The organism is Shinella sp. GW821-FHT11G07 (genome assembly GCF_058808115.1).
This window is the reverse complement of the sequence record NZ_JBXARJ010000002.1, coordinates 540,985-559,502: the sequence shown is the minus strand read 5'-3', so window position 1 is coordinate 559,502 and position 18,518 is coordinate 540,985. Positions and strand designations below refer to the sequence as shown.

The window sequence follows — 18,518 nt, the reverse complement described above, 5'->3', positions numbered from 1 at the left end:
AGGTCCTTGATTCTTCGCATATCTTTATCGCAAAACCGCTGCACACTTTGCGCGACATGCTTTAGAATGCTGACGAGGAGACCATCATGACCCGTCTTGTGCCCGTTCTTCTATCCATGCTCCTGCTTGCCGCCTGCACGACCGGTGCCCCGCATTCGGTCGAGCCCATCCCCGGCAGCATCACCTATGGTGGGCAGCCGCGCAGCAAATTGACGAAAGCGCCGGTCGGCAGCACGTTCGACCATACGTTCTTCGACAATCGTGGCCGCCGTGTCGTGGAAACCTATCAAATACAGCCGGATCGCTCGCTTCTTCTTCTCCGTCGTCACGCTCGAATCGAGTATCTGTGGGATTAGAAACGAATGGAGACGATCATGTTGGAAAGCACCGATATCGAACTGGAAGACGAACGCCTGAAGCAGCTCGACATTCTGGCTGACGAGCGCGCCATGACGCCGCCAGTACTGCTGTCCCACTATACGTCCGGTTCCTTCGGCTTTCACGAAGCGGTGCACACGGCCTCCATCGTGCTCGATCTCGTCGATGACCAGCTTCTCCACCACCCCGCAATCGCCGGCAACAGCGAATGGTTCCGGCTTGCGGCGCGGGCGAGCGAGGCGCTTTTCAATCTCTACCAGTCGATGGGGGCTGCCCAGCTCGCCACCCGCCCGGTAGACGAGGGCAAACGCCCGGAAGAACTGGACGCCAGCAACGACGGCTGATGCATTTACCGCCTTGCGCACAGAAATTGGCGACGCTACCCTATCCTCTTGAATTATAGAGAACTTCCTGCGAACTGCGGGCGTTCTCTCAAAGGAATCGGGATAGTGCGTTGCCCCATGCGACACCGCTGATCGCAACCTTGGTTGCCGGTATCTGCCTCGCTTTCGCGGCGGGGCTGGTTGCGCATCGTTTTCGCCTGCCACCGATAGCCGGCTACCTGTTGGCCGGCGTCATCATCGGCCCGTTCACACCCGGCTTTGTCGCAGACCAGAATCTCGCGAACGAACTGGCGGAGATCGGTGTCATCTTGCTGATGTTTGGCGTTGGACTGCATTTCTCCCTGAAGGATCTGCTGTCGGTGCGGGCGATCGCCATTCCGGGTGCGCTCGGCCAGATCGCGGTGGCGACCGTCTTCGGCCTGCTGCTTGCGCTGGCGATGGGCTGGTCGGCGGGCAGCGGATTCGTGTTCGGCCTGTCGCTTTCCGTCGCGAGTACCGTGGTGTTGCTGCGCGCGCTACAGGAACGCCGCATGGTGGAAACGGAAAAGGGCCGCATCGCGGTCGGCTGGCTGATCGTCGAGGATCTGGTGATGGTGCTGACGCTCGTGCTGCTGCCGCCTTTGGCCGGCGTGCTGGGCGGCACGGCACAGACTGCCAATGTCGATCCTGACTTGACGCGGGCGCTCGGTATCGGCGCCGTGTGGACGGCGGTCGGTGTCACCGCGCTCAAGGTTTCAGCCTTCATCGCGCTGATGCTCATCGTCGGGCGCAAGGTCATCCCGATGATCCTGCACTATGTGGCGCATACCGGCTCGCGGGAGCTTTTCCGCCTGTCGGTCCTCGCCATTGCGCTGGGTGTTGCCTATGGCTCGGCAAAACTCTTCGGTGTCTCCTTCGCGCTCGGCGCGTTCTTTGCCGGCATGGTGCTGGCCGAATCGCAGCTCAGCCAGCAGGCGGCACGCGAAACGCTGCCATTGCGCGATGCCTTCGCAGTTCTCTTCTTCGTCTCCGTCGGCATGCTGTTCAATCCGGTCAACCTGATCGAACGGCCGCTGGCGATCCTTGCAACGATCGTGACGATCGTCTTCATCAAGTCGGCAGCCGCCTACCTGATCGTCAAGGCATTCGGCTATCCCCGCACCATTGCGCTTACCATCGCCGCCAGCCTGGCGCAGATCGGTGAATTCTCCTTTATCCTGGTCGTTCTGGGTGTCGGCCTCGACCTGCTGCCGCCCGTCGCGCAGGATCTTATCGTTGCGGGCGCTCTGTTTTCGATCCTCGTCAATCCCCTGCTCTTCCTGGCGCTCGATCATTATGGCGCGAAGCTCGACGCAGCCCCAGCCGCCGCGGAACCGGCAGGAGACGAGGACGCGGCAACGCAGCCGGAGGAGCCTGCACAGGATGTGCCGGAACCGACCATGCTCACAGACCATGCGGTGGTGGTGGGCTACGGCCGCGTCGGCAGGCGCATTGTCGAGCAGCTGCGTGCGGCCGGCATCCCCCTGCTTGTCATCGAGGAGCGGGCCGGCGTGGCCGAAGAGTTGCGCGACGGCGGCATCGAGGCCATCGGTGAACCGGCCGGCAGCCGCGGCGTGCTGGCGCAGGCCAATATTGCCGGCGCGCGCTGGTTCGTGACCGCCCTTCCGGATGCGTTTGCCGCCGGCACGCTGATCGAGCAGGCGCGCGCCGCCAATGGCGCGATCAGCATCGTGGCGCGGGCGAACTCACAGGCCGAGGCCGATCATCTCCGGCAATTCGGCGCTAATCACATTGTCATGGCCAAGGAAGAGCTTGCTGCAGCGATGACCGATCGATTGCTTGCCGGCGATGCGCAAAAGGGGCACCGCCCGAAGGATGCTACGCAGGGCGAACTTGACCTCGCCGGGCCGTCGCCCACCTGACTATTCTTCGCCGCGCAGGGCCTCGACGACCCGCTCGCGTCCAACCCGGATGACGTTTTCCATCGCGCGCCTTGCGCCATCTTCGTCGCGTTTGTCGATTTCCTCGACGATGCGGATATGGCTGGTCGACACGTCGCTGATCTTGCCGCGATCGGAGGCGGGTGAACTCAGCTTGAAGACGCCGACAAGTCCGGCTTCGATGAGGCTGCCCAACGTGCGCAGGAAGGGATTGCGCGAGGCCTCGAGCACGGACAGGTGGAATTTCAGGTCGGCCATGGCGAGCGTTTCCGCCGTATGCTCCGGATCGCCCATGGCGACGGCAAGGCGCATCATCTGGCTGATATCGGCCTCGGAAGCATGCCGCGCCGCCAGGGCCGCCGCATGCGGCTCGAAGGCCAGCCGCACCTCGGAAAGATGCAGCAGAAAATCTTCGTTGACGCCGACGGCGAAGTACCAGGTGAGGATGTCGCTGTCGAAGAGGTTCCATTGCATGCTCGGCGTCACGCGGGTGCCGATGCGTGCGCGCGGCACCACAAGGCCCTTGGCCGCGAGCGTCTTCATCGCCTCACGCAGAACGGTGCGGGAAACCTTGAAGCGGGCGGCAAGCTCGGCATCGCCCGGCAGCGTCGCCCCGACGGGATAGTCCCCCGCGATGATGGCCCTGCCCAGTTCGTTGACGACCTGGGCGTGGCTGGTACGCGTGTTCATCCCGCTGATGACGGTTTCAAGCAAACCTTTGCGCAAGAATATCCCCCTCCTCCGCCCCGGCCCCACCCCTCTGGTCCGGAACAATCGTGCAGGTATAAAGCGCCCCGCCGATTCCGCAAAGCCCGATCGTGTCACCCGGCCTTCACATACAAAAAACCCGGCTCGTGGCCGGGTTCTTCATGTCTTGATCAGCCGTAGGCTTACTGGCTCTTGGCCGCCTTCTGGGCGTCTTCAAGCTTCTTGCGGGCCTCTTCAGCCTTCTTCTGCATTTCTTCCTGCAGCAGGCGCTGGCGCTCTTCGAGCTTCGACTGTTCGATCGGCTCGCCGTCGAAGACGCCGGTGAAGCCTTCGAGCGAAATCTTGATCGGGTTCGGGGCGCGCTGGAAGTTGATCGAGGTCAGAACGAGTTCGCCGCCCTTCTTGAGGCTGGCGATCATCTGGTCTGTCAGAAGCACTTCGGCGACGCACTTGTCGGGCATGCAGATGGCGTAGTCGAGCTTCTGGCCCTTGCCGCCGTCGATCTGCATCTGGATGCCCGGCGGGATGAGACGCGCGCTCGGCACCGAGACCTGCATGATCTTGCGGTTGGTCTTGCCGGTGACGGTGATCAGGCCGACGGCAGTGATCAGCTGGCCGCTGTTGGCCGCCAGCAGGTTCTGCACAATGCAGACGTCATTGTCTTCCTGCTTGGTGCAGACCTTGAACCAGCCCTTCGGCGGAGCGGCCTGCTGCTGGGCGAGCGATGCGGAGGGCGCAGCCGCCAGGGCAACGCTAGCAGCAAAGGCGGAAAGCACGGTCCGCTTGATGAGGTGCGATGTGAAGATCATACGAATTCGGTCTCCTGAAAATCCGGTGCCGGAGCGACGACGCCCCTCCTTGAGCCCCTCTCGGGCGTGTGGTCAGCCGTGCGCTCTCCTGTCGGCGAATTGAGGCATTTGCATGACCCGCTTCGGCGAACCCTGTTACAATGGGCAGAGCCGGATATCCAGCTTTTCTTGCGAAAATCCCGCACACATTCGATTTCCCTCACTTGCCACACTGCTGTCCCCGTTCCAGCGGTTATAATAACAAAGAATCATCCGGACCTCACGAGGAGATCCCCTTGCGTCCCTTTCTGATGGCCTTTGCGGCCTGCCTTATCGGCCTGCCCGCCAGCCTTGGCCATGCCGCCCCCCTCCACGGGATTGCCATGCATGGCGACCCGGCCCTGCCGGCCGACTACAAGCACTTCAGCTACGTCAATCCGGACGTGAAGAAGGGTGGTCGCATTTCCTATGGTGTCGTCGGCACCTTCGACAGCCTCAATCCCTTCATCCTGAAAAGCATGCGCACGACGGCGCGCGGCATGTGGGATCCGGAGTTCGGCAATCTCGTCTACGAATCGCTGATGGTGCGCTCGCGCGACGAAGCCTTCTCGATGTACGGCCTGCTCGCAGAAAGCGTGGAATGGGACGACGACCGCAGCTTCATCGAATTCCATCTCAACCCGAAAGCGCGCTGGGCGGACGGAAAGCCCGTGACGCCGGAAGACGTGATCTTCACCTTCGAGCTGATGCGCGACAAGGGCCGTGCGCCGTTCAGCATCCGCCTGAATGCCGTCGAAAAACTTGAAAAGACCGGTGAAAACAGCGTCCGCTTCACCTTCAACGAGAAAGGTGACCGCGAGGCGCCGCTCCTCATCGCCTTCTCGCCGATCCTGCCGAAACACGCGATCGACGTGGAGACCTTCGACCGGTCATCGCTCGCCTTGCCGCTCGGCTCCGGCCCCTACAAGGTCAAGGCGGTAAAGCCAGGCGAACGCATCGTCTACGAGCGCGACCCGAACTACTGGGGCAAGGACATCCCCTCGAAGGTCGGGTTCGACAATTACGACGAGATATCCGTCGAGTATTTCCTGCAGGACAATTCGCTGTTCGAGGCCTTCAAGAAGGGCGTGATCGACGTCTACCAGGAAGGCAATCCAACAAAATGGGCGCGCGGCTACGATTTTCCTGCGGTCCACTCCGGTACGGTCATCAAGGACGCCGTGACGTCGAAACTGCCGCCGGTGATGTTCGGCTTCGTCTTCAACACACGCAGGCCAGTCTTCCAGAACACGGAATTGCGCAAGGCGCTCTCGCTCGTCTTCGATTTCGAATGGGTCAACCGCACGCTGTTTGAAAACGCCTATACGCGCACGGAAAGTTTCTGGCAGAATTCCGCACTGTCCTCGCTCAATATGCCGATCGACGCGCGCGAGCGTGACATCATCGGCGACGCGGTGAGCAAAATCGATCCCTCCGTGCTCGCCGGCACGCATCGTTTTCCGGTGACCGACGGCTCGGGCCGCGACCGCAAGGTGCTGCGGGAAGCGATGGGCCATTTCCAGAAGGCGGGCTATTCGATCAAGGACGGCCGCATGGTCGATGCCTCCGGCAAGCCGCTCGCCTTTGAAATCATGACGCAGAACGCCGACCAGGAAAAACTCGCCCTCGCCTACCAGCGCTTCCTTGCCGCCCTCGGTGTGCGGGTAAGCCTCAGAACCGTCGACGATTCGCAATATCAGAGCCGCAGCCAGACCTTCGACTACGATGTCATCATGAAGGCCTTCCTGTCGTCGTTGTCGCCAGGTCTCGAACAGGTGCGACGCTGGGGAACGCAGGCGCGCGATCTCGAAGGCAGCGAGAATTTCGCAGGCGTCGCCGATCCCGATATCGACCGTGTCATGGCGGCCATTCTCTCCGCCCGGTCGGCAGAGGATTTCCAGTCCGCCGTTCGCCTCCAGGATCGCATGCTGCTTTCCGGCAATTACATCGTCCCGCTCTATCATCTGGGCCAGCAATGGATGGCGCGCAACAAACATATCGGCCGACCGGAGATGACGCCGCTCTGGGGCTTCCAGTTGCCCGTATGGTGGGACGAGCGGGCACAATAAAGGGGACATCCCCAGAATTAAGGGTACTTTGAGGTAACCTGTTGAAAGCCGCGGCAGACCAGCCTATCTCGGCGTTCAAGTGCCGCGTCGAAATGCGGCGGCCGGACCGTTCCGGCGTCTCGAAAGGAAATCCGGATGGAAGCCATTACGATCGATGTCGTTTCGGATGTCGTCTGCCCCTGGTGTTACCTCGGCAAGAAACGGCTTGAGAAAGCGATCGACAACGTCAAGGGCGACTTTGCCGTGGCCGTGACGTTCCGCCCCTACCAGCTCAATCCGGACATGCCCGCCGAAGGCGTCGACCACAAGAAACACCTCGCGGAAAAGCTCGGTGGCGCCGACGCCGTCGAGCGGGCGCACAAGATGCTGACGGGTCTCGGCCATGAGGACGGCATCGATTTCGATTTTCCGGCCGTGAAAATCAGCCCGAACACGCTGGATGCCCACCGTCTGCTGCGTTGGGCGATGATCGAGAGCCCAGAAATCCAGGGCCGCGTGGCGATGGCCCTGTTCAAGGCCTATTTCGAAGAGGGGCGCAATGTCGGCGACCGTGAGGTGCTGCTCGATATCGCGGAAAACAGCGGCATGGACCGCGCCGTCGTGAGCGCCCTGTTCTCCGCCGGTGCGGATGTCGATTCGGTGAAGGAAGAGATCGGCATGGCCCGTGACATGGGCGTCACCGGCGTGCCCTGCTTCATCATCGACAACAAGTATGCGGTAATGGGCGCGCAGTCGGTGGACGTGCTGACCAACGCTTTCCGCGAGATCGTGGCCGTGAAGGCAAAGGAACGCGCCGCCGATACGTAGACCCGTTTCGTCAACTTGGAGTTTGCATGCGCCCCATCGTCGAGATCGTAGCCGAAAACCCCTCTGCCGAAATCCACGACACCATCGATACCGCCCTCACCGCTTTCAACGCTGAAATGCGCGGTTTCGCACCGGAAACGCCGGATTTTGCTATCGTGCTACGCGATCCTCAGAGCAACGCGGTCATCGGCGGCCTCTACGGCACGGACGACTACGGCTGGACCTACATCAAATTCCTGCTCGTACCACAGTCCTACCGCGGCATCGGGCTTGGAGCCGAACTGCTCACGGAAGCGGAGGCGATTGCACGCAAGCGTGGTTCCATCGGCGTGTGGCTCGGAACATTCGCCTTCCAGGCACGCGCCTTTTACGAGAAGCAGGGCTACGTGGCGTTCGGCGAACTCGAAGGAGATGGCGGCGCGATCCCCCTCTATTTCATGAAGAAACGCTTGCGCTGAGACAAGCGGTCTTCCTTCAGGCCCCCTGTTTCGCCAACCCCGCAAGCTGCGTCATCACCTGGGCCGCGCCCGTCAGGCGCCTTTCCGGCGTCGGGTAGTCGCGGGACAGGAACAGGCTCTGGTCGGGCCTGATCTTCGCCAGCGTGCCCTGCTTGGAAATGTAGCCGACAAGGGCCGCCGGGTTCGGGAATTGCTTGTTGCGGAACTGCACGACGACACCTTTCGGGCCGGCATCAAGCTTTTCGACATTCGCCACGCGGCAGAGCGACTTGATGTAGACGATCTTCAGCAGATGCTGCACCTCGAGCGGCAACGGGCCGAAGCGGTCGATCAGTTCGGCACCGAAAGCATCGATATCGCCAAGCTCGGTAATCTCGCCGAGGCGGCGGTAGAGGCCAAGCCGCAGGTGTAGGTCCGGCACGTAATCATCAGGAATCATCACCGGCGTGCCGACCGAAATCTGCGGCGACCAGCCGCTGTCGGCGACTTCTTCATCGCCCTTGATCTCGGCGACGGCCTCTTCGAGCATCTGCTGGTAAAGCTCGAAGCCGACCTCCTTGATGTGGCCGGACTGCTCTTCGCCCAGCAGGTTGCCGGCGCCGCGGATATCGAGATCGTGGCTGGCGAGCTGGAAGCCGGCGCCGAGCGTGTCTAGCGATTGCAGCACCTTGAGGCGGCGTTCCGCCATGCCCGTCAGCGTCCGGTTGACCGGCAGCGTTAGCAGCGCGAAGGCGCGCACCTTCGACCGGCCGACGCGGCCGCGCAGCTGGTAGAGCTGGGCGAGGCCGAACATGTCGGCGCGGTGGATGATCATCGTGTTCGCGGTCGGCACGTCGAGACCGGATTCGACAATGGTCGTCGAAAGCAGCACGTCGTAACGTCCCTCGTAGAAGGCGTTCATGATGTCTTCGAGTTCGGTCGCCGGCATCTGACCGTGCGCGACAGCCACTTTCAGTTCCGGCACATCCTGGCGCAGGAAATCATGGATTTCCGAAAGGTCGCTGAGACGCGGGCAGACATAAAAGCTCTGGCCACCGCGATAGTGCTCGCGCATCAAGGTCTCGCGGATGACCAACGGGTCGAACGGCGAGATGAAGGTGCGCACCGCCATGCGGTCGACCGGCGGTGTGGTGATGAGCGACAGTTCGCGAACGCCCGTCATGGCGAGCTGCAGCGTGCGCGGGATAGGCGTCGCAGAAAGCGTCAGCACATGCACGTCGCTCTTCAGATCCTTCAACCGCTCTTTGTGCTTCACGCCGAAATGCTGCTCCTCATCGATGATCAGCAGGCCGAGATTGGCAAACTTGATCGAGCTACCAAGCAGCGCGTGGGTTCCGACGACGATATCCGTCTTGCCCTCGGACAATTCCTTCTTCGTCAGCGCCAGTTCCTTCGAGCCGACAAGGCGGGAGGCCTGCTGCAAGCGGATCGGAAGCCCGCGGAAACGGTCGGTGAACGTCTTGAAATGCTGGCGCGAGAGCAGCGTGGTCGGCACGACGACGGCGACCTGAACGCCGTTCATAGCAGCGATGAAGGCGGCGCGTAGCGCTACCTCCGTTTTGCCGAAGCCGACGTCGCCGCAGACGAGCCGGTCCATCGGCCGGCCGGCGCCGAGATCTTCGCGCACGGCGTCGATGGCGGTCGCCTGGTCGTCGGTCTCGTCATAGGGGAAGCGGGCGGCGAATTCGTCGTAAATGCCTTCCGGCGACACGAGCACCGGCGCATGGCGCACCAGGCGCGCGGCTGCGATCTGGATGAGGCCGTTCGCCATGTCGAGCAGGCGCTTCTTGAGCTTGGCCTTGCGCGCCTGCCAGGCGACGCCGCCGAGCTTGTCGAGCATCGCATCGCTGCCCTCACCGCCGTAGCGCGAGAGCAGGTCGATGTTTTCCACCGGCAGGAAGAGTTTTGCGTCGTCTGCATAGACGAGTTCTAGGCAGGCATGCGGTGCGCCTGCCGCCTCGATGGTGCGCAGGCCGACGAAGCGGCCGATGCCGTGTTCGGCATGCACGACGATCGAGCCTTCGTCCAGCCCGGCGACCTCGGTGATGAAATCAGCACCGCGTTTGCGCCGCTTCGAGCGCCGTACCATGCGGTCGCCCAGAATATCCTGCTCGCCGATGACGACGATGTCACCGGTCTCAAAACCGCTTTCAAGGCTGAGAACGGCAGACCCCGCCTCACCCGGTTTTAGCTTGCGCAGATCTGCAAATTTTTCGACGGGCACGACATTGGCGAGGCCGTGTTCCGACAAAACCTGCAACAGGCGGTCGAGCGACCCTTCCGACCAGCCCGTGACGAGAACCTTGGCACCCGCCGCGCGCTTGTCCGCTATATGCGTCACGGCTTGGCCGAACACGTTGACGCGGGCGCCCTCGGCATCCTCGCTACCGCTCGGCCGTGCCCAGCGCATGCCCGGTCGCGCCTCGATCGCCTCGACATGCCGCGCTTCACCGTCGTGCTCGTTGAACGGCGTCAGGCGGATGGCGTTGCGTTGATCCAGTTCCTGCGCAAAGCGCTCGGCATCGAGATAGATCTGGCCGGGCGGAACGGGTTTGTAGGGCGTGGACTGTGCCACCTGCCCCTTGCCGGGCGTCGCGGATGCCACGCGGGCATCGTAATAGTCGCGCACCAGGCGCGAGCGCTCGACCGCCGATTCCCGCACCGTATGGTCGGTAACGATGCGAAAGCCCTCGAGATAGTCGAAGGTCGTCTCCAGCTCGTCGTAGAACAGCGGCAACCAGTGCTCCATGCCGGCATAGCGACGGCCCTCGGAGACGGCGAGGTAGAGCGCATCGTCGCGTGTCGCAGCGCCGAAGGAGGCGAGATATTGCGTGCGAAACCGGGAGATTGTCTCCGGCGTCAGCGTCACTTCGCTCATCGGATTGAGGTCGAGCGAACGCGCCTGGCCCGTCGTGCGCTGGCTGGCCGGGTCGAAGGAACGGATCGATTCCAGCGTGTCACCGAAGAAATCGAGACGCACCGGTTCACCGCTGCCGGGCACGAAGACATCGAGAATGCCGCCGCGCACGGCATATTCGCCGACCTCGCGCACGGTTGCGACACGATCGAAGCCGTTGCGCTCCAGTCTCGCGGCCACATCGTCCATACGGATCTGGTTGCCGGGCCGGGCCGAGAAGGCGAGGCTTTCGATGATCGCGCGCGGCGCGGTCTTCTGCAGCATGGCGTTGACGGTAACCAGCACGATCGCCGCATGCGGCTTCTTCTGGTGGGCGATCAACGCCGAGAGCGCGGACAGCCGACGTGCGGACACTTCGGCGCTCGGCGACACACGGTCATAGGGCAAACAGTCCCAACCGGGCAGCGTCAGCACCGGAATGTCGGGCGCGACGAAGCCGAGCATCTGTTCAAGATCGGAAATGCGCTGGCCGTCCGACAGAACGAAGGCGATCGGTCCGGTCTTGCGCGCAAGGTCGGCAAGGATCAGCGGCTCGACGCCTGACGGCACGGCACCGATGGTCAGCGGATGGCCAGCAGCCGCAATGCGTTCAGGGGAAAAACCGGGGATCATGCGCGGTCGTCTTTGAAGAGCGGAGAGAAATCGGGACGATAAGCGGCGATGCGGGGGAAGAGGCCGACGCGAAATTCCTCAGGCACCGGCATCTCGCCGGTCACCCATTTCACGAGGTCGTTGTCCTCCTCCTCCATGATGCGTTCCAGCTCGTCCAGTTCGATTTCGCTGAGGTTTTCGATCTCCGCATCGGCGAAAGCGCCGAGCACCAGGTCCATCTCGCGGATACCGCGGTGCCAGCAGCGAAAGAGGATGCGCTTGCGGCGTGGGGCGATCTCGGCGCTGGAGCGTGTCGTTCCCGTCATGATCGTCTTCACTTTCTACCGCTTGGATCGTCTGGCGCTTCTATAGACCGGCAAAAGCCACTTGTCAGCCTTGCCAAAGCGTCCTTCTCCGGCGATTTTGCCGGTCATGCGTCCCGCCCTTCTCGATCCGCTCTTTGCACCGCTTTCTTCCCTTCCGGGCATCGGCCCGAAGCTGGGAGACCTGTTCGCGCGCCTGCTCAACCAGGAGAGCATCGACGACTGCCGCGTCATCGATCTCGTTTTCCATTTTCCCCACAGCATCGTCGATCGCCGCAACCAGCCGGGCATTGCCAATGCGCAGCAGGGCGTCATCGTGACGATCACCGGTCGCGTCGATCGCCACCAGCCGCCGCCGCCCGGCAAATCGAACCAGCCCTACCGTGTCTTCCTGCACGACGAGACGGGCGAGTTGGCGCTCACCTTCTTCCGCGCCAAGGGCAACTGGCTGGAAAAGGCATTGCCGATCGACGAAACGGTGGTCGTCAGCGGCAAGGTCGACTGGTTCAACGGCCGGCCCTCGATGGTGCATCCGGATTACATGGTCCGGCTTGGCGAAGCGGATAACCTGCCGCTGGTCGAGCCGGTGCATGGCCTGACCGCCGGCCTGACCTCCCGCGTGCTCCGCAAGGCGGTGGAGGCGGCGATCGCCCGCGTGCCGCACCTGCCGGAATGGATCGAACAGACGCTGTTGCAGCGGGAGGGGTTCCCCTCCGCCTACGATGCCATCCATCGCCTGCACGACCCGCGCGACGAGACGGACCTAGATCCGCAGGCCCCTGCCCGCCGCCGGCTTGCCTATGACGAGTTTCTGGCAGGCCAGATATCGCTCGCCCTCGTGCGTCAGCGCCTGCGCAAGGTCGCCGGTCGGCCGGTCGTCGCGACGGGTGCGCTTAGCCGACCGGTCATCGACGCCCTGCCCTTTTCGCTGACGAACAGCCAGCGGGTGGCAATCGCCGAGGTGCTCAAGGATATCGCAGGCGAGCAGCGTATGTTGCGGCTGTTGCAGGGCGATGTCGGCGCGGGCAAGACCGCGGTGGCGCTGATGGCGATGCTGGCGGCCGTCGAATCCGGCGGGCAGGCCGTGCTGATGGCGCCCACCGAAATCCTTGCCCGGCAGCATTTTGCCACGCTGTCCCGCATGGCGGCACCTGCCGGCGTCACCATCGACGTCCTGACCGGACGGACGAAGGGCCGCGAACGCGATGCCATCCTCGAGCGCATCGCCTCCGGTGAAACGCAGATCGTCATCGGCACCCATGCGCTGTTCCAGGACAATGTCGTCTATAACGACCTCGTGCTCGCCGTCGTCGATGAACAGCACCGGTTTGGTGTACACCAGCGCCTGCGACTAACCGCCAAGGGTATCTCACCGCACATGCTGGTGATGACGGCGACGCCCATTCCCCGCACGCTGGTGCTTGCGGCCTTCGGTGACATGGATGTGTCCAAGCTGACGGAAAAGCCGGCCGGCCGCAAGCCAATCCAGACCGTCGTGGTGGCGCAGGAGCGCGTCGGCGAGATCGTCGACCGGCTGCGCGCTGCCCTTGCCGAGGGCAAGAAGGCCTATTGGATCTGCCCGCTCGTCGAAGAATCGGAAGAGAGCGACCTGATGTCCGTCGAGGAGCGGCACGCGACGCTCGCCAGCGTGTTCGGCCCCGCCGCCGGCCTCGTGCACGGGCGGATGAGCGGGCCGGAGAAGGACGCGGCCATGCTTGCCTTCAAGAGCGGCGAGACGCGGCTTCTGGTGGCGACGACCGTCGTGGAGGTCGGTGTGGACGTGCCGGATGCCACCATCATGGTGATTGAACATGCCGAGCGCTTCGGGCTCGCCCAGTTGCACCAGTTGCGCGGCCGCGTGGGACGTGGCGACGAGGCGTCGAGCTGCATCCTGCTCTACAAGGGGCCGCTCAGCGAGAATGGACGGGCGCGCCTTTCCATCCTGCGCGACACGGAAGATGGCTTCCGCATCGCCGAAGAGGACCTGAAGCTACGTGGCGAAGGCGAGTTGCTGGGGACCCGGCAATCCGGCACGCCGGGCTTTCTGGTGGCGAGCCTCGAAGCGCACGGCGATCTCCTGGAGATTGCGCGCAAGGACGCAGCCTACGTGCTGGAACGCGATGCCGACCTGACAAGCGCACGTGGCGAGGCGATCCGCACCCTGCTCTATCTCCATCGTCGTGACGAGGCGATCCGCTTTCTGCGTGCCGGGTGACCACAAAATCGTGATTTCGCCGATATAGCTTGTGAAGGCATACTTGTTTCGCACAAGCGAAGAAGGAGAAATGCCATGAAGACAGTTCTCATAGTCGCAGCAACGCTTGGCCTCTCGGCATCCGCAGCCTTTGCGGACTGTGCCGGCCACAGCAAGATCAATGCGGCCGCAAACGTCGACAAGACGATTACGACGGCGAGCGTCGTCACCACGGAAAAACAATCCCGTCTACCCGCAGAAGTGGACCAGATCCTTCTGGAAGACCAAAAAGACGTGACGGCTTCAAAGTAAGCCGTTCGAGCCGTCCCTGTCGGGGCGGCTCGCCTCTCGTCAGCTCTTTTTCCTGGCTTTCGCCTTTGCCTTGCGCTGCTCTTCGCTCTCCAGCAACTGCAATGTCTTTTCCGGCGGCGTCACGAGCCCGACGGAAATGATGAGCTTGGCGGCATCCTCCGCACTCATGTCGAGCAGCACCAGTTTCTCCCGCGGTACATAGACGAGGAAACCTGCCGTGGGGAACGGCGTCGGCGGCAGGAAGCAGGCGACCATATCCTTGCCCATCGCCTTGAATTTCGTCGCGATCTCGCCGCGCGCATCGGTCGCGACGAAAACGATCGCCCAAAGGCCTGGCCCCGGATATTCGATCATCGCCGCCTTGTTGAAGGACGTGCCCTTGTCCTTCAGCACTGTCTCGAAGATCTGCTTGAGGCTCTTGTGTACCGTGCGCACCAGTGGCGTGCGGTTGAACAGCGAATCACCGAACTCGACGATGGTACGGCCGATAAGGTTCTTGCCGAGAAAGCCGACCAGCGTGATCAGCACGAGCGCCGTCAGCAGGCCGAAACCGGGAATGGCGAACTGGACATAGCTTTCCGGGTTATACTGCGCCGGAATATAGGGTTTTACCCAGCTGTCGGCCCAGCGGATGAAGGTCCAGGTCAACCAAATAGTGATGGCGATCGGCGCGCAGATGACGAGGCCGGTCAGAAAATTGTTACGCAGCCGCATGGCAGGCGACTGTCTCGGAAGAAGGTCGGTCATCGGGTATCCAGCGTGAGGCGAGCGTGGGAGGCCACTCAGCCGTAGAAACCCGGATGATAGGAAACGGTTCCCCCGCCGTAAACCGGTGAAAACGCCACACGCATGAAATACTCCGGCGGCACCCCGTCCAGCGTCAACTTCGGATCAGGCTCAAAACCGAAACGGCGGTAGTAGGCGGGATCACCGAGCAGCACGCAACCGGCCGCGCCCAGAGCCTTCAGGCGGTCCAGCCCTTCCCGCACCAGCCTGCTGCCGATACCTTCGCCTTGCCGCCCGGGATCAACCGAAATCGGGCCCAGGCCATACCAGTCAGAGCTGCCATCGGAGACCGTAACCGGCGAGAAGGCGACGTGGCCGACGATCAACCCATCGACCTCCGCGACAAGCGACAACGTCAGGACACCGGCTGCCCGCAGGCGGTCGATGATGACATGTTCCGTTCCGTCGGCATGCGCCGCCGTCCGGAACGCCGTTTCCGTCAGCGTGCGGATGGCGTCGATATCGGTTGGCTGGTCAGGCCGGACGATCATTCGACCGTGACGGACTTGGCAAGGTTGCGCGGCTGGTCGACGTCCGTGCCCATGAACACCGCCGTATGATAGGCGAGCAGCTGGATCGGCAGCGAATAGATCATCGGCGCGATAATCTCGTCGACATTCGGCAGAACGATCGTCGCCATGGTCTCGAGCTTCGAGGCGGCAGCCCCCTTCTCGTCGGTGATGAAGATGATCCGGCCGCCACGAGCCGCCACTTCCTGCATGTTCGACACGGTCTTCTCGAAGAAACGGTCATGCGGCGCGATGACGATGACGGGCATGTTCTCGTCGATCAGCGCGATCGGCCCGTGCTTCAGCTCGCCGGCAGCGTAGCCTTCCGCGTGAATGTAGGAGATTTCCTTGAGCTTCAGCGCACCTTCCATCGCCAGCGGATAGCTGGTGCCGCGGCCGAGATAGAGCACGTCCTTGAACTTGGTGAGTTCGCGGGCAAGCTGTTCGATCGATGGCTGGATGGTGTTCAGCACGCTTGCCATGATGCGGGGCATCTCGGCGAGGTAGCGAACGAGGTCCTTTTCCTCTGCCTCGGTGAGCGTGCCACGCGCCCGGCCCGCACCGACCGCCAGCGCGGCCAGAACGGTCAACTGGCACGTAAAGGCCTTTGTTGAGGCGACGCCGATTTCCGGACCGGCGAGAATCGGGAAGACCGCATCCGATTCGCGGGCGATCGTCGATTCCTTCGTGTTGACCACGGCGCCGATCTTCAGGCCGTGTTCCTTGCAGTAGCGCAGCGAAGCCAGCGTGTCGGCGGTTTCCCCGGACTGGGAAATGAAGAGCGCCGCCGAGGCGGAATTCAGCGGGATTTCGCGGTAGCGGAATTCGGACGCCACATCGATTTCGACCGGCAGGCGGGCATAACGCTCGAACCAGTATTTTCCGACGAGACCGGCGAGATAGGCCGTGCCGCAAGCAGAAATGGCAAGGCTCGGCACCTTGGCGAAATCGATGTCCGTCGCAACGGGGCGAACCGTGTGGGTCAGGAAATCGACGTAGTGGCCAAGCGCATGAGAAATCGCCTCCGGCTGTTCATGGATTTCCTTTTCCATGAAGTGGCGGTGGTTGCCCTTGTCGACCAGGTAGGCGGCGGCGGAAGAGATCTGCCGCGGACGCTCGACACGGTTGCCGTCGATGTCGAAGATGTGCACGCCGTCGCGGCCCATCACCGCCCAGTCACCGTCGATGAGATAGCTGATATCGTTGGTGAATGGCGCAAGCGCGATGGCGTCGGAACCAAGGAACATCTCGCCCTTGCCGTAGCCGACGGCGAGCGGAGGGCCGTTGCGGGCAGCCATGATGGTCGACGGATCATCCTCGAAGATGACCGCGAGCGCATAGGCGCCCGTGACTCGGCGCAGCATGGCATGCATCGCCTCGCGACGGCCAAGGCCCTGCCGGAGATATTTTGCGACGAGCTGCGCGACGACCTCGGTATCTGTCTGCGTCGCGAAGGTCGCACCTTCGGCCGTCAGCTCATCTTTCAGCTCGGAAAAATTCTCGATGATGCCGTTGTGGACGACGGCGACGCCATCGACGAAATGCGGATGCGCGTTGCCTTCCGTCGGAGCGCCGTGCGTTGCCCAGCGGGTGTGGGCAATGCCGATGACGCCGGCCAGCGGTTCTTCCCCGAGCCGCTTTTCCAGATTAACGAGCTTGCCCTCAGCGCGGCGCCGCGCGAGCTTTCCGTCAACGATGGTGGCCACGCCCGCGGAATCATACCCCCGGTATTCAAGGCGTTTCAGGGCATCGACGAGCCGAGCCGCGACAGGCTGGTTTCCTACGATCCCGACAATTCCGCACATAAGCCGCTCCGCTCTTTCGAATGGTTTTGATTTCGTTCTTTTCGTAGAGATTTTTTACCGCGGCGCAACACGCCCATGCTCACTTTCAATTGCAAGCATTAATGTGAAACACGTGTTGTAACGGGGCAGATGCGGCGGCTATTCGGCCGCCTTCTTCTTTGCATCCTTGAGCGCTTGGTTACGCGCGCGGATGATGGCGGCCCGCCCGAGCTTGTTTTCCTGCCGGGCGCGGCCGAAAGCGACCGCATCGTCCGGCACATCTTCGGTGACGACGCTGCCCGACGCGACATAGGCGCCGTTGCCGATCAACACCGGTGCGACGAGCGACGAATTCGATCCGATGAAGGCGTTGGCGCCGATGTGGGTTATATGTTTGTTGATGCCATCGTAATTGCAGGTGATGGTTCCGGCGCCAATGTTCGTCTTGGACCCGATGACAGCGTCACCGATATAGGTCAGGTGGTTGACCTTGGCGCCCGCACCGATCTCCGCCTTCTTCACCTCGCAGAAATTGCCGACCTTTGCGCCTTCGCCGAGATTTGCGCCCGGCCGCAGTCGCGCATAGGGGCCGATTTCCGCATCCGTCGCGACATGGGCGCCCTCGATATGCGAGAAGGAATGGATGACAGTACCGCTCTCGATGGTCACGCCCGGGCCGAAGACGACATTCGGCTCGATCGTCACATCCCGCCCGATCACCGTGTCATAGGACAGGAAGACGGTTTCCGGCGCGATCATCGAAACGCCGTCGAGCATCATCTCGTGCCGGCGACGATGCTGCCAGAGCCGCTCGATAACGGCGAGTTCGGCGCGCGTGTTGCAGCCAGTCAGTTCCTCTTCCGGCGCTTCGACGGCGATGGCACGGCCGCCTGCGGCCCGCACGATCTCAACGATATCGGTGAGATAGTACTCGCCCTTGACGTTGTTGTTGCCGATCCGGTCGATCAGTTGGAGCACCTTGCGGCCATCGATCGCCATCAGGCCACCATTGCAATAAGTGATGGCGCGTTCGGCTTCACTTGCATCCTTGTGCTCGCGAATCGCCAGCAATTCGCCGTTCTCGACGAGCAATCGGCCGTAGCCGGTGGGGTCCGCGGTTTCGAAACCGATGACGACCACGTCCGCGCCGGCCGCAAGGCCATCGCGCGCGGCGATCAACGGGGTTTCGGTGATAAGCGGGGTATCCCCGAAGACGACGAGCACGTCGTCATAGCCCCTGGCGATGGCTGCACGGGCCGCGAGCACCGCATGCGCCGTGCCGAGGCGTTCCGTCTGGATGTGGACAGAACTTGTGACGGCAGCGTTCTTTGCCGATGCTTCGACCTTTTCCGCGTCGCGGCCCAATACCAGCGCGATATCGGAAATGCCGGCCTTGGCGAGTGCATCAACGACGTGGGCGATCATCGGCCGGTTACCGACCGGGTGCAGGACCTTCGACTGCGACGACTTCATACGCGTGCTTTCGCCCGCTGCCAGAATGACAGCCAGGCAATTGCGCTTCGGGCGGTCTGCAGTCATGGGAATCCCTCGTTCATCCGAAATCGATGGCGTTCCTTAGCAAAAAGCCACGC

At 62.5% G+C, this 18,518-nt stretch carries 16 protein-coding genes; 8 read left to right on the top strand and 8 right to left on the bottom strand.

Annotated features, from left to right (window positions below):
- Positions 1-86 precede the first annotated feature (86 nt).
- From AC1RT2_RS06145 to AC1RT2_RS06135, 3 genes are all read left to right on the top strand, one after another.
- Positions 87-356, top strand: a complete 270-nt coding sequence (locus AC1RT2_RS06145) for a hypothetical protein (RefSeq protein ID WP_069058763.1) — start codon at positions 87-89, stop codon at positions 354-356.
- Positions 357-374: 18 nt separating this feature from the next.
- Positions 375-722, top strand: a complete 348-nt coding sequence (locus AC1RT2_RS06140) for a hypothetical protein (protein WP_069058762.1) — start codon at positions 375-377, stop codon at positions 720-722.
- Positions 723-832: 110 nt separating this feature from the next.
- Positions 833-2,623, top strand: coding sequence for a cation:proton antiporter domain-containing protein (locus AC1RT2_RS06135; RefSeq protein WP_493100316.1), 1,791 nt, complete (start codon positions 833-835; stop codon positions 2,621-2,623).
- Here AC1RT2_RS06135 and AC1RT2_RS06130 read toward each other — a convergent pair whose 3' ends face one another.
- Positions 2,624-3,331, bottom strand: a complete 708-nt coding sequence (locus AC1RT2_RS06130) for a FadR/GntR family transcriptional regulator (RefSeq protein WP_083242969.1) — start codon at positions 3,329-3,331, stop codon at positions 2,624-2,626.
- A gap of 200 nt (positions 3,332-3,531) precedes the next feature.
- On the bottom strand, positions 3,532-4,158 hold the full coding sequence (locus tag AC1RT2_RS06125) for an invasion associated locus B family protein (protein ID WP_069058759.1): 627 nt from the start codon (positions 4,156-4,158) through the stop codon (positions 3,532-3,534).
- 290 nt (positions 4,159-4,448) lie between these two features.
- On the opposite strand from AC1RT2_RS06125, the gene AC1RT2_RS06120 reads away from it, so the two are divergent.
- From AC1RT2_RS06120 to AC1RT2_RS06110, 3 genes are all read left to right on the top strand, one after another.
- Positions 4,449-6,245 carry an extracellular solute-binding protein gene (locus tag AC1RT2_RS06120; protein ID WP_493100403.1) on the top strand — a complete coding sequence of 599 codons (1,797 nt, stop codon included), beginning with the start codon at positions 4,449-4,451 and terminating at the stop codon, positions 6,243-6,245.
- Positions 6,246-6,380: 135 nt separating this feature from the next.
- Positions 6,381-7,052 carry a DsbA family oxidoreductase gene (locus AC1RT2_RS06115; RefSeq protein ID WP_493100314.1) on the top strand — a complete coding sequence of 224 codons (672 nt, stop codon included), beginning with the start codon at positions 6,381-6,383 and terminating at the stop codon, positions 7,050-7,052.
- A gap of 26 nt (positions 7,053-7,078) precedes the next feature.
- Positions 7,079-7,510 carry a GNAT family N-acetyltransferase gene (locus tag AC1RT2_RS06110; protein ID WP_493100312.1) on the top strand — a complete coding sequence of 144 codons (432 nt, stop codon included), beginning with the start codon at positions 7,079-7,081 and terminating at the stop codon, positions 7,508-7,510.
- A 16-nt stretch (positions 7,511-7,526) separates the two neighbouring features.
- On the opposite strand, the gene mfd is transcribed toward AC1RT2_RS06110, so the two are convergent.
- Positions 7,527-11,039 (bottom strand): transcription-repair coupling factor, encoded by a 3,513-nt coding sequence (gene mfd, locus AC1RT2_RS06105; RefSeq protein WP_493100310.1) that lies wholly within the window; start codon positions 11,037-11,039, stop codon positions 7,527-7,529.
- A complete protein-coding gene (locus tag AC1RT2_RS06100) occupies positions 11,036-11,344 on the bottom strand; it encodes an FAD assembly factor SdhE (protein ID WP_493100308.1) in 309 nt (102 codons plus the stop codon). The genes mfd and AC1RT2_RS06100 overlap by 4 nt, the downstream gene beginning before the upstream one ends.
- 106 nt (positions 11,345-11,450) lie before the next feature.
- On the opposite strand from AC1RT2_RS06100, the gene recG reads away from it, so the two are divergent.
- Together recG and AC1RT2_RS06090 are read left to right on the top strand one after the other, a co-directional pair.
- Positions 11,451-13,556: an ATP-dependent DNA helicase RecG gene (gene recG / locus AC1RT2_RS06095; protein ID WP_493100306.1), complete on the top strand. Its 2,106-nt coding sequence runs from the start codon at positions 11,451-11,453 to the stop codon at positions 13,554-13,556.
- A 75-nt stretch (positions 13,557-13,631) separates the two neighbouring features.
- Positions 13,632-13,847 carry a hypothetical protein gene (locus AC1RT2_RS06090; RefSeq protein WP_493100304.1) on the top strand — a complete coding sequence of 72 codons (216 nt, stop codon included), beginning with the start codon at positions 13,632-13,634 and terminating at the stop codon, positions 13,845-13,847.
- 39 nt (positions 13,848-13,886) lie between these two features.
- Here AC1RT2_RS06090 and AC1RT2_RS06085 read toward each other — a convergent pair whose 3' ends face one another.
- The 4 genes from AC1RT2_RS06085 to glmU form a co-directional block, all read right to left on the bottom strand.
- Positions 13,887-14,594 carry a DUF502 domain-containing protein gene (locus AC1RT2_RS06085; RefSeq protein ID WP_069058751.1) on the bottom strand — a complete coding sequence of 236 codons (708 nt, stop codon included), beginning with the start codon at positions 14,592-14,594 and terminating at the stop codon, positions 13,887-13,889.
- 35 nt (positions 14,595-14,629) lie between these two features.
- A complete protein-coding gene (locus AC1RT2_RS06080; protein ID WP_493100302.1) occupies positions 14,630-15,124 on the bottom strand; it encodes a GNAT family N-acetyltransferase in 495 nt (164 codons plus the stop codon).
- Positions 15,121-16,947, bottom strand: a complete 1,827-nt coding sequence (glmS, locus tag AC1RT2_RS06075) for a glutamine--fructose-6-phosphate transaminase (isomerizing) (protein WP_493100300.1) — start codon at positions 16,945-16,947, stop codon at positions 15,121-15,123. Before glmS ends, AC1RT2_RS06080 begins: the two co-directional genes overlap by 4 nt.
- Before the next feature lie 138 nt (positions 16,948-17,085).
- Positions 17,086-18,465 (bottom strand): bifunctional UDP-N-acetylglucosamine diphosphorylase/glucosamine-1-phosphate N-acetyltransferase GlmU, encoded by a 1,380-nt coding sequence (glmU, locus tag AC1RT2_RS06070; protein WP_493100297.1) that lies wholly within the window; start codon positions 18,463-18,465, stop codon positions 17,086-17,088.
- Positions 18,466-18,518: the final 53 nt, after the last annotated feature.

Coding starts and splice junctions, on each gene's coding strand:
- AC1RT2_RS06130 (WP_083242969.1), bottom strand. CDS start 3,331: ATGAACACGCGTACCAGCCACGCCCAGGTCGTCAACGAACTGGGCAGG.
- glmU (WP_493100297.1), bottom strand. CDS start 18,465: ATGACTGCAGACCGCCCGAAGCGCAATTGCCTGGCTGTCATTCTGGCA.
- glmS (WP_493100300.1), bottom strand. CDS start 16,947: ATGTGCGGAATTGTCGGGATCGTAGGAAACCAGCCTGTCGCGGCTCGG.
- recG (WP_493100306.1), top strand. CDS start 11,451: ATGCGTCCCGCCCTTCTCGATCCGCTCTTTGCACCGCTTTCTTCCCTT.
- AC1RT2_RS06100 (WP_493100308.1), bottom strand. CDS start 11,344: ATGACGGGAACGACACGCTCCAGCGCCGAGATCGCCCCACGCCGCAAG.
- AC1RT2_RS06085 (WP_069058751.1), bottom strand. CDS start 14,594: ATGACCGACCTTCTTCCGAGACAGTCGCCTGCCATGCGGCTGCGTAAC.
- AC1RT2_RS06110 (WP_493100312.1), top strand. CDS start 7,079: ATGCGCCCCATCGTCGAGATCGTAGCCGAAAACCCCTCTGCCGAAATC.
- AC1RT2_RS06115 (WP_493100314.1), top strand. CDS start 6,381: ATGGAAGCCATTACGATCGATGTCGTTTCGGATGTCGTCTGCCCCTGG.
- AC1RT2_RS06145 (WP_069058763.1), top strand. CDS start 87: ATGACCCGTCTTGTGCCCGTTCTTCTATCCATGCTCCTGCTTGCCGCC.
- mfd (WP_493100310.1), bottom strand. CDS start 11,039: ATGATCCCCGGTTTTTCCCCTGAACGCATTGCGGCTGCTGGCCATCCG.
- AC1RT2_RS06125 (WP_069058759.1), bottom strand. CDS start 4,158: ATGATCTTCACATCGCACCTCATCAAGCGGACCGTGCTTTCCGCCTTT.
- AC1RT2_RS06090 (WP_493100304.1), top strand. CDS start 13,632: ATGAAGACAGTTCTCATAGTCGCAGCAACGCTTGGCCTCTCGGCATCC.
- AC1RT2_RS06120 (WP_493100403.1), top strand. CDS start 4,449: ATGGCCTTTGCGGCCTGCCTTATCGGCCTGCCCGCCAGCCTTGGCCAT.
- AC1RT2_RS06140 (WP_069058762.1), top strand. CDS start 375: ATGTTGGAAAGCACCGATATCGAACTGGAAGACGAACGCCTGAAGCAG.
- AC1RT2_RS06080 (WP_493100302.1), bottom strand. CDS start 15,124: ATGATCGTCCGGCCTGACCAGCCAACCGATATCGACGCCATCCGCACG.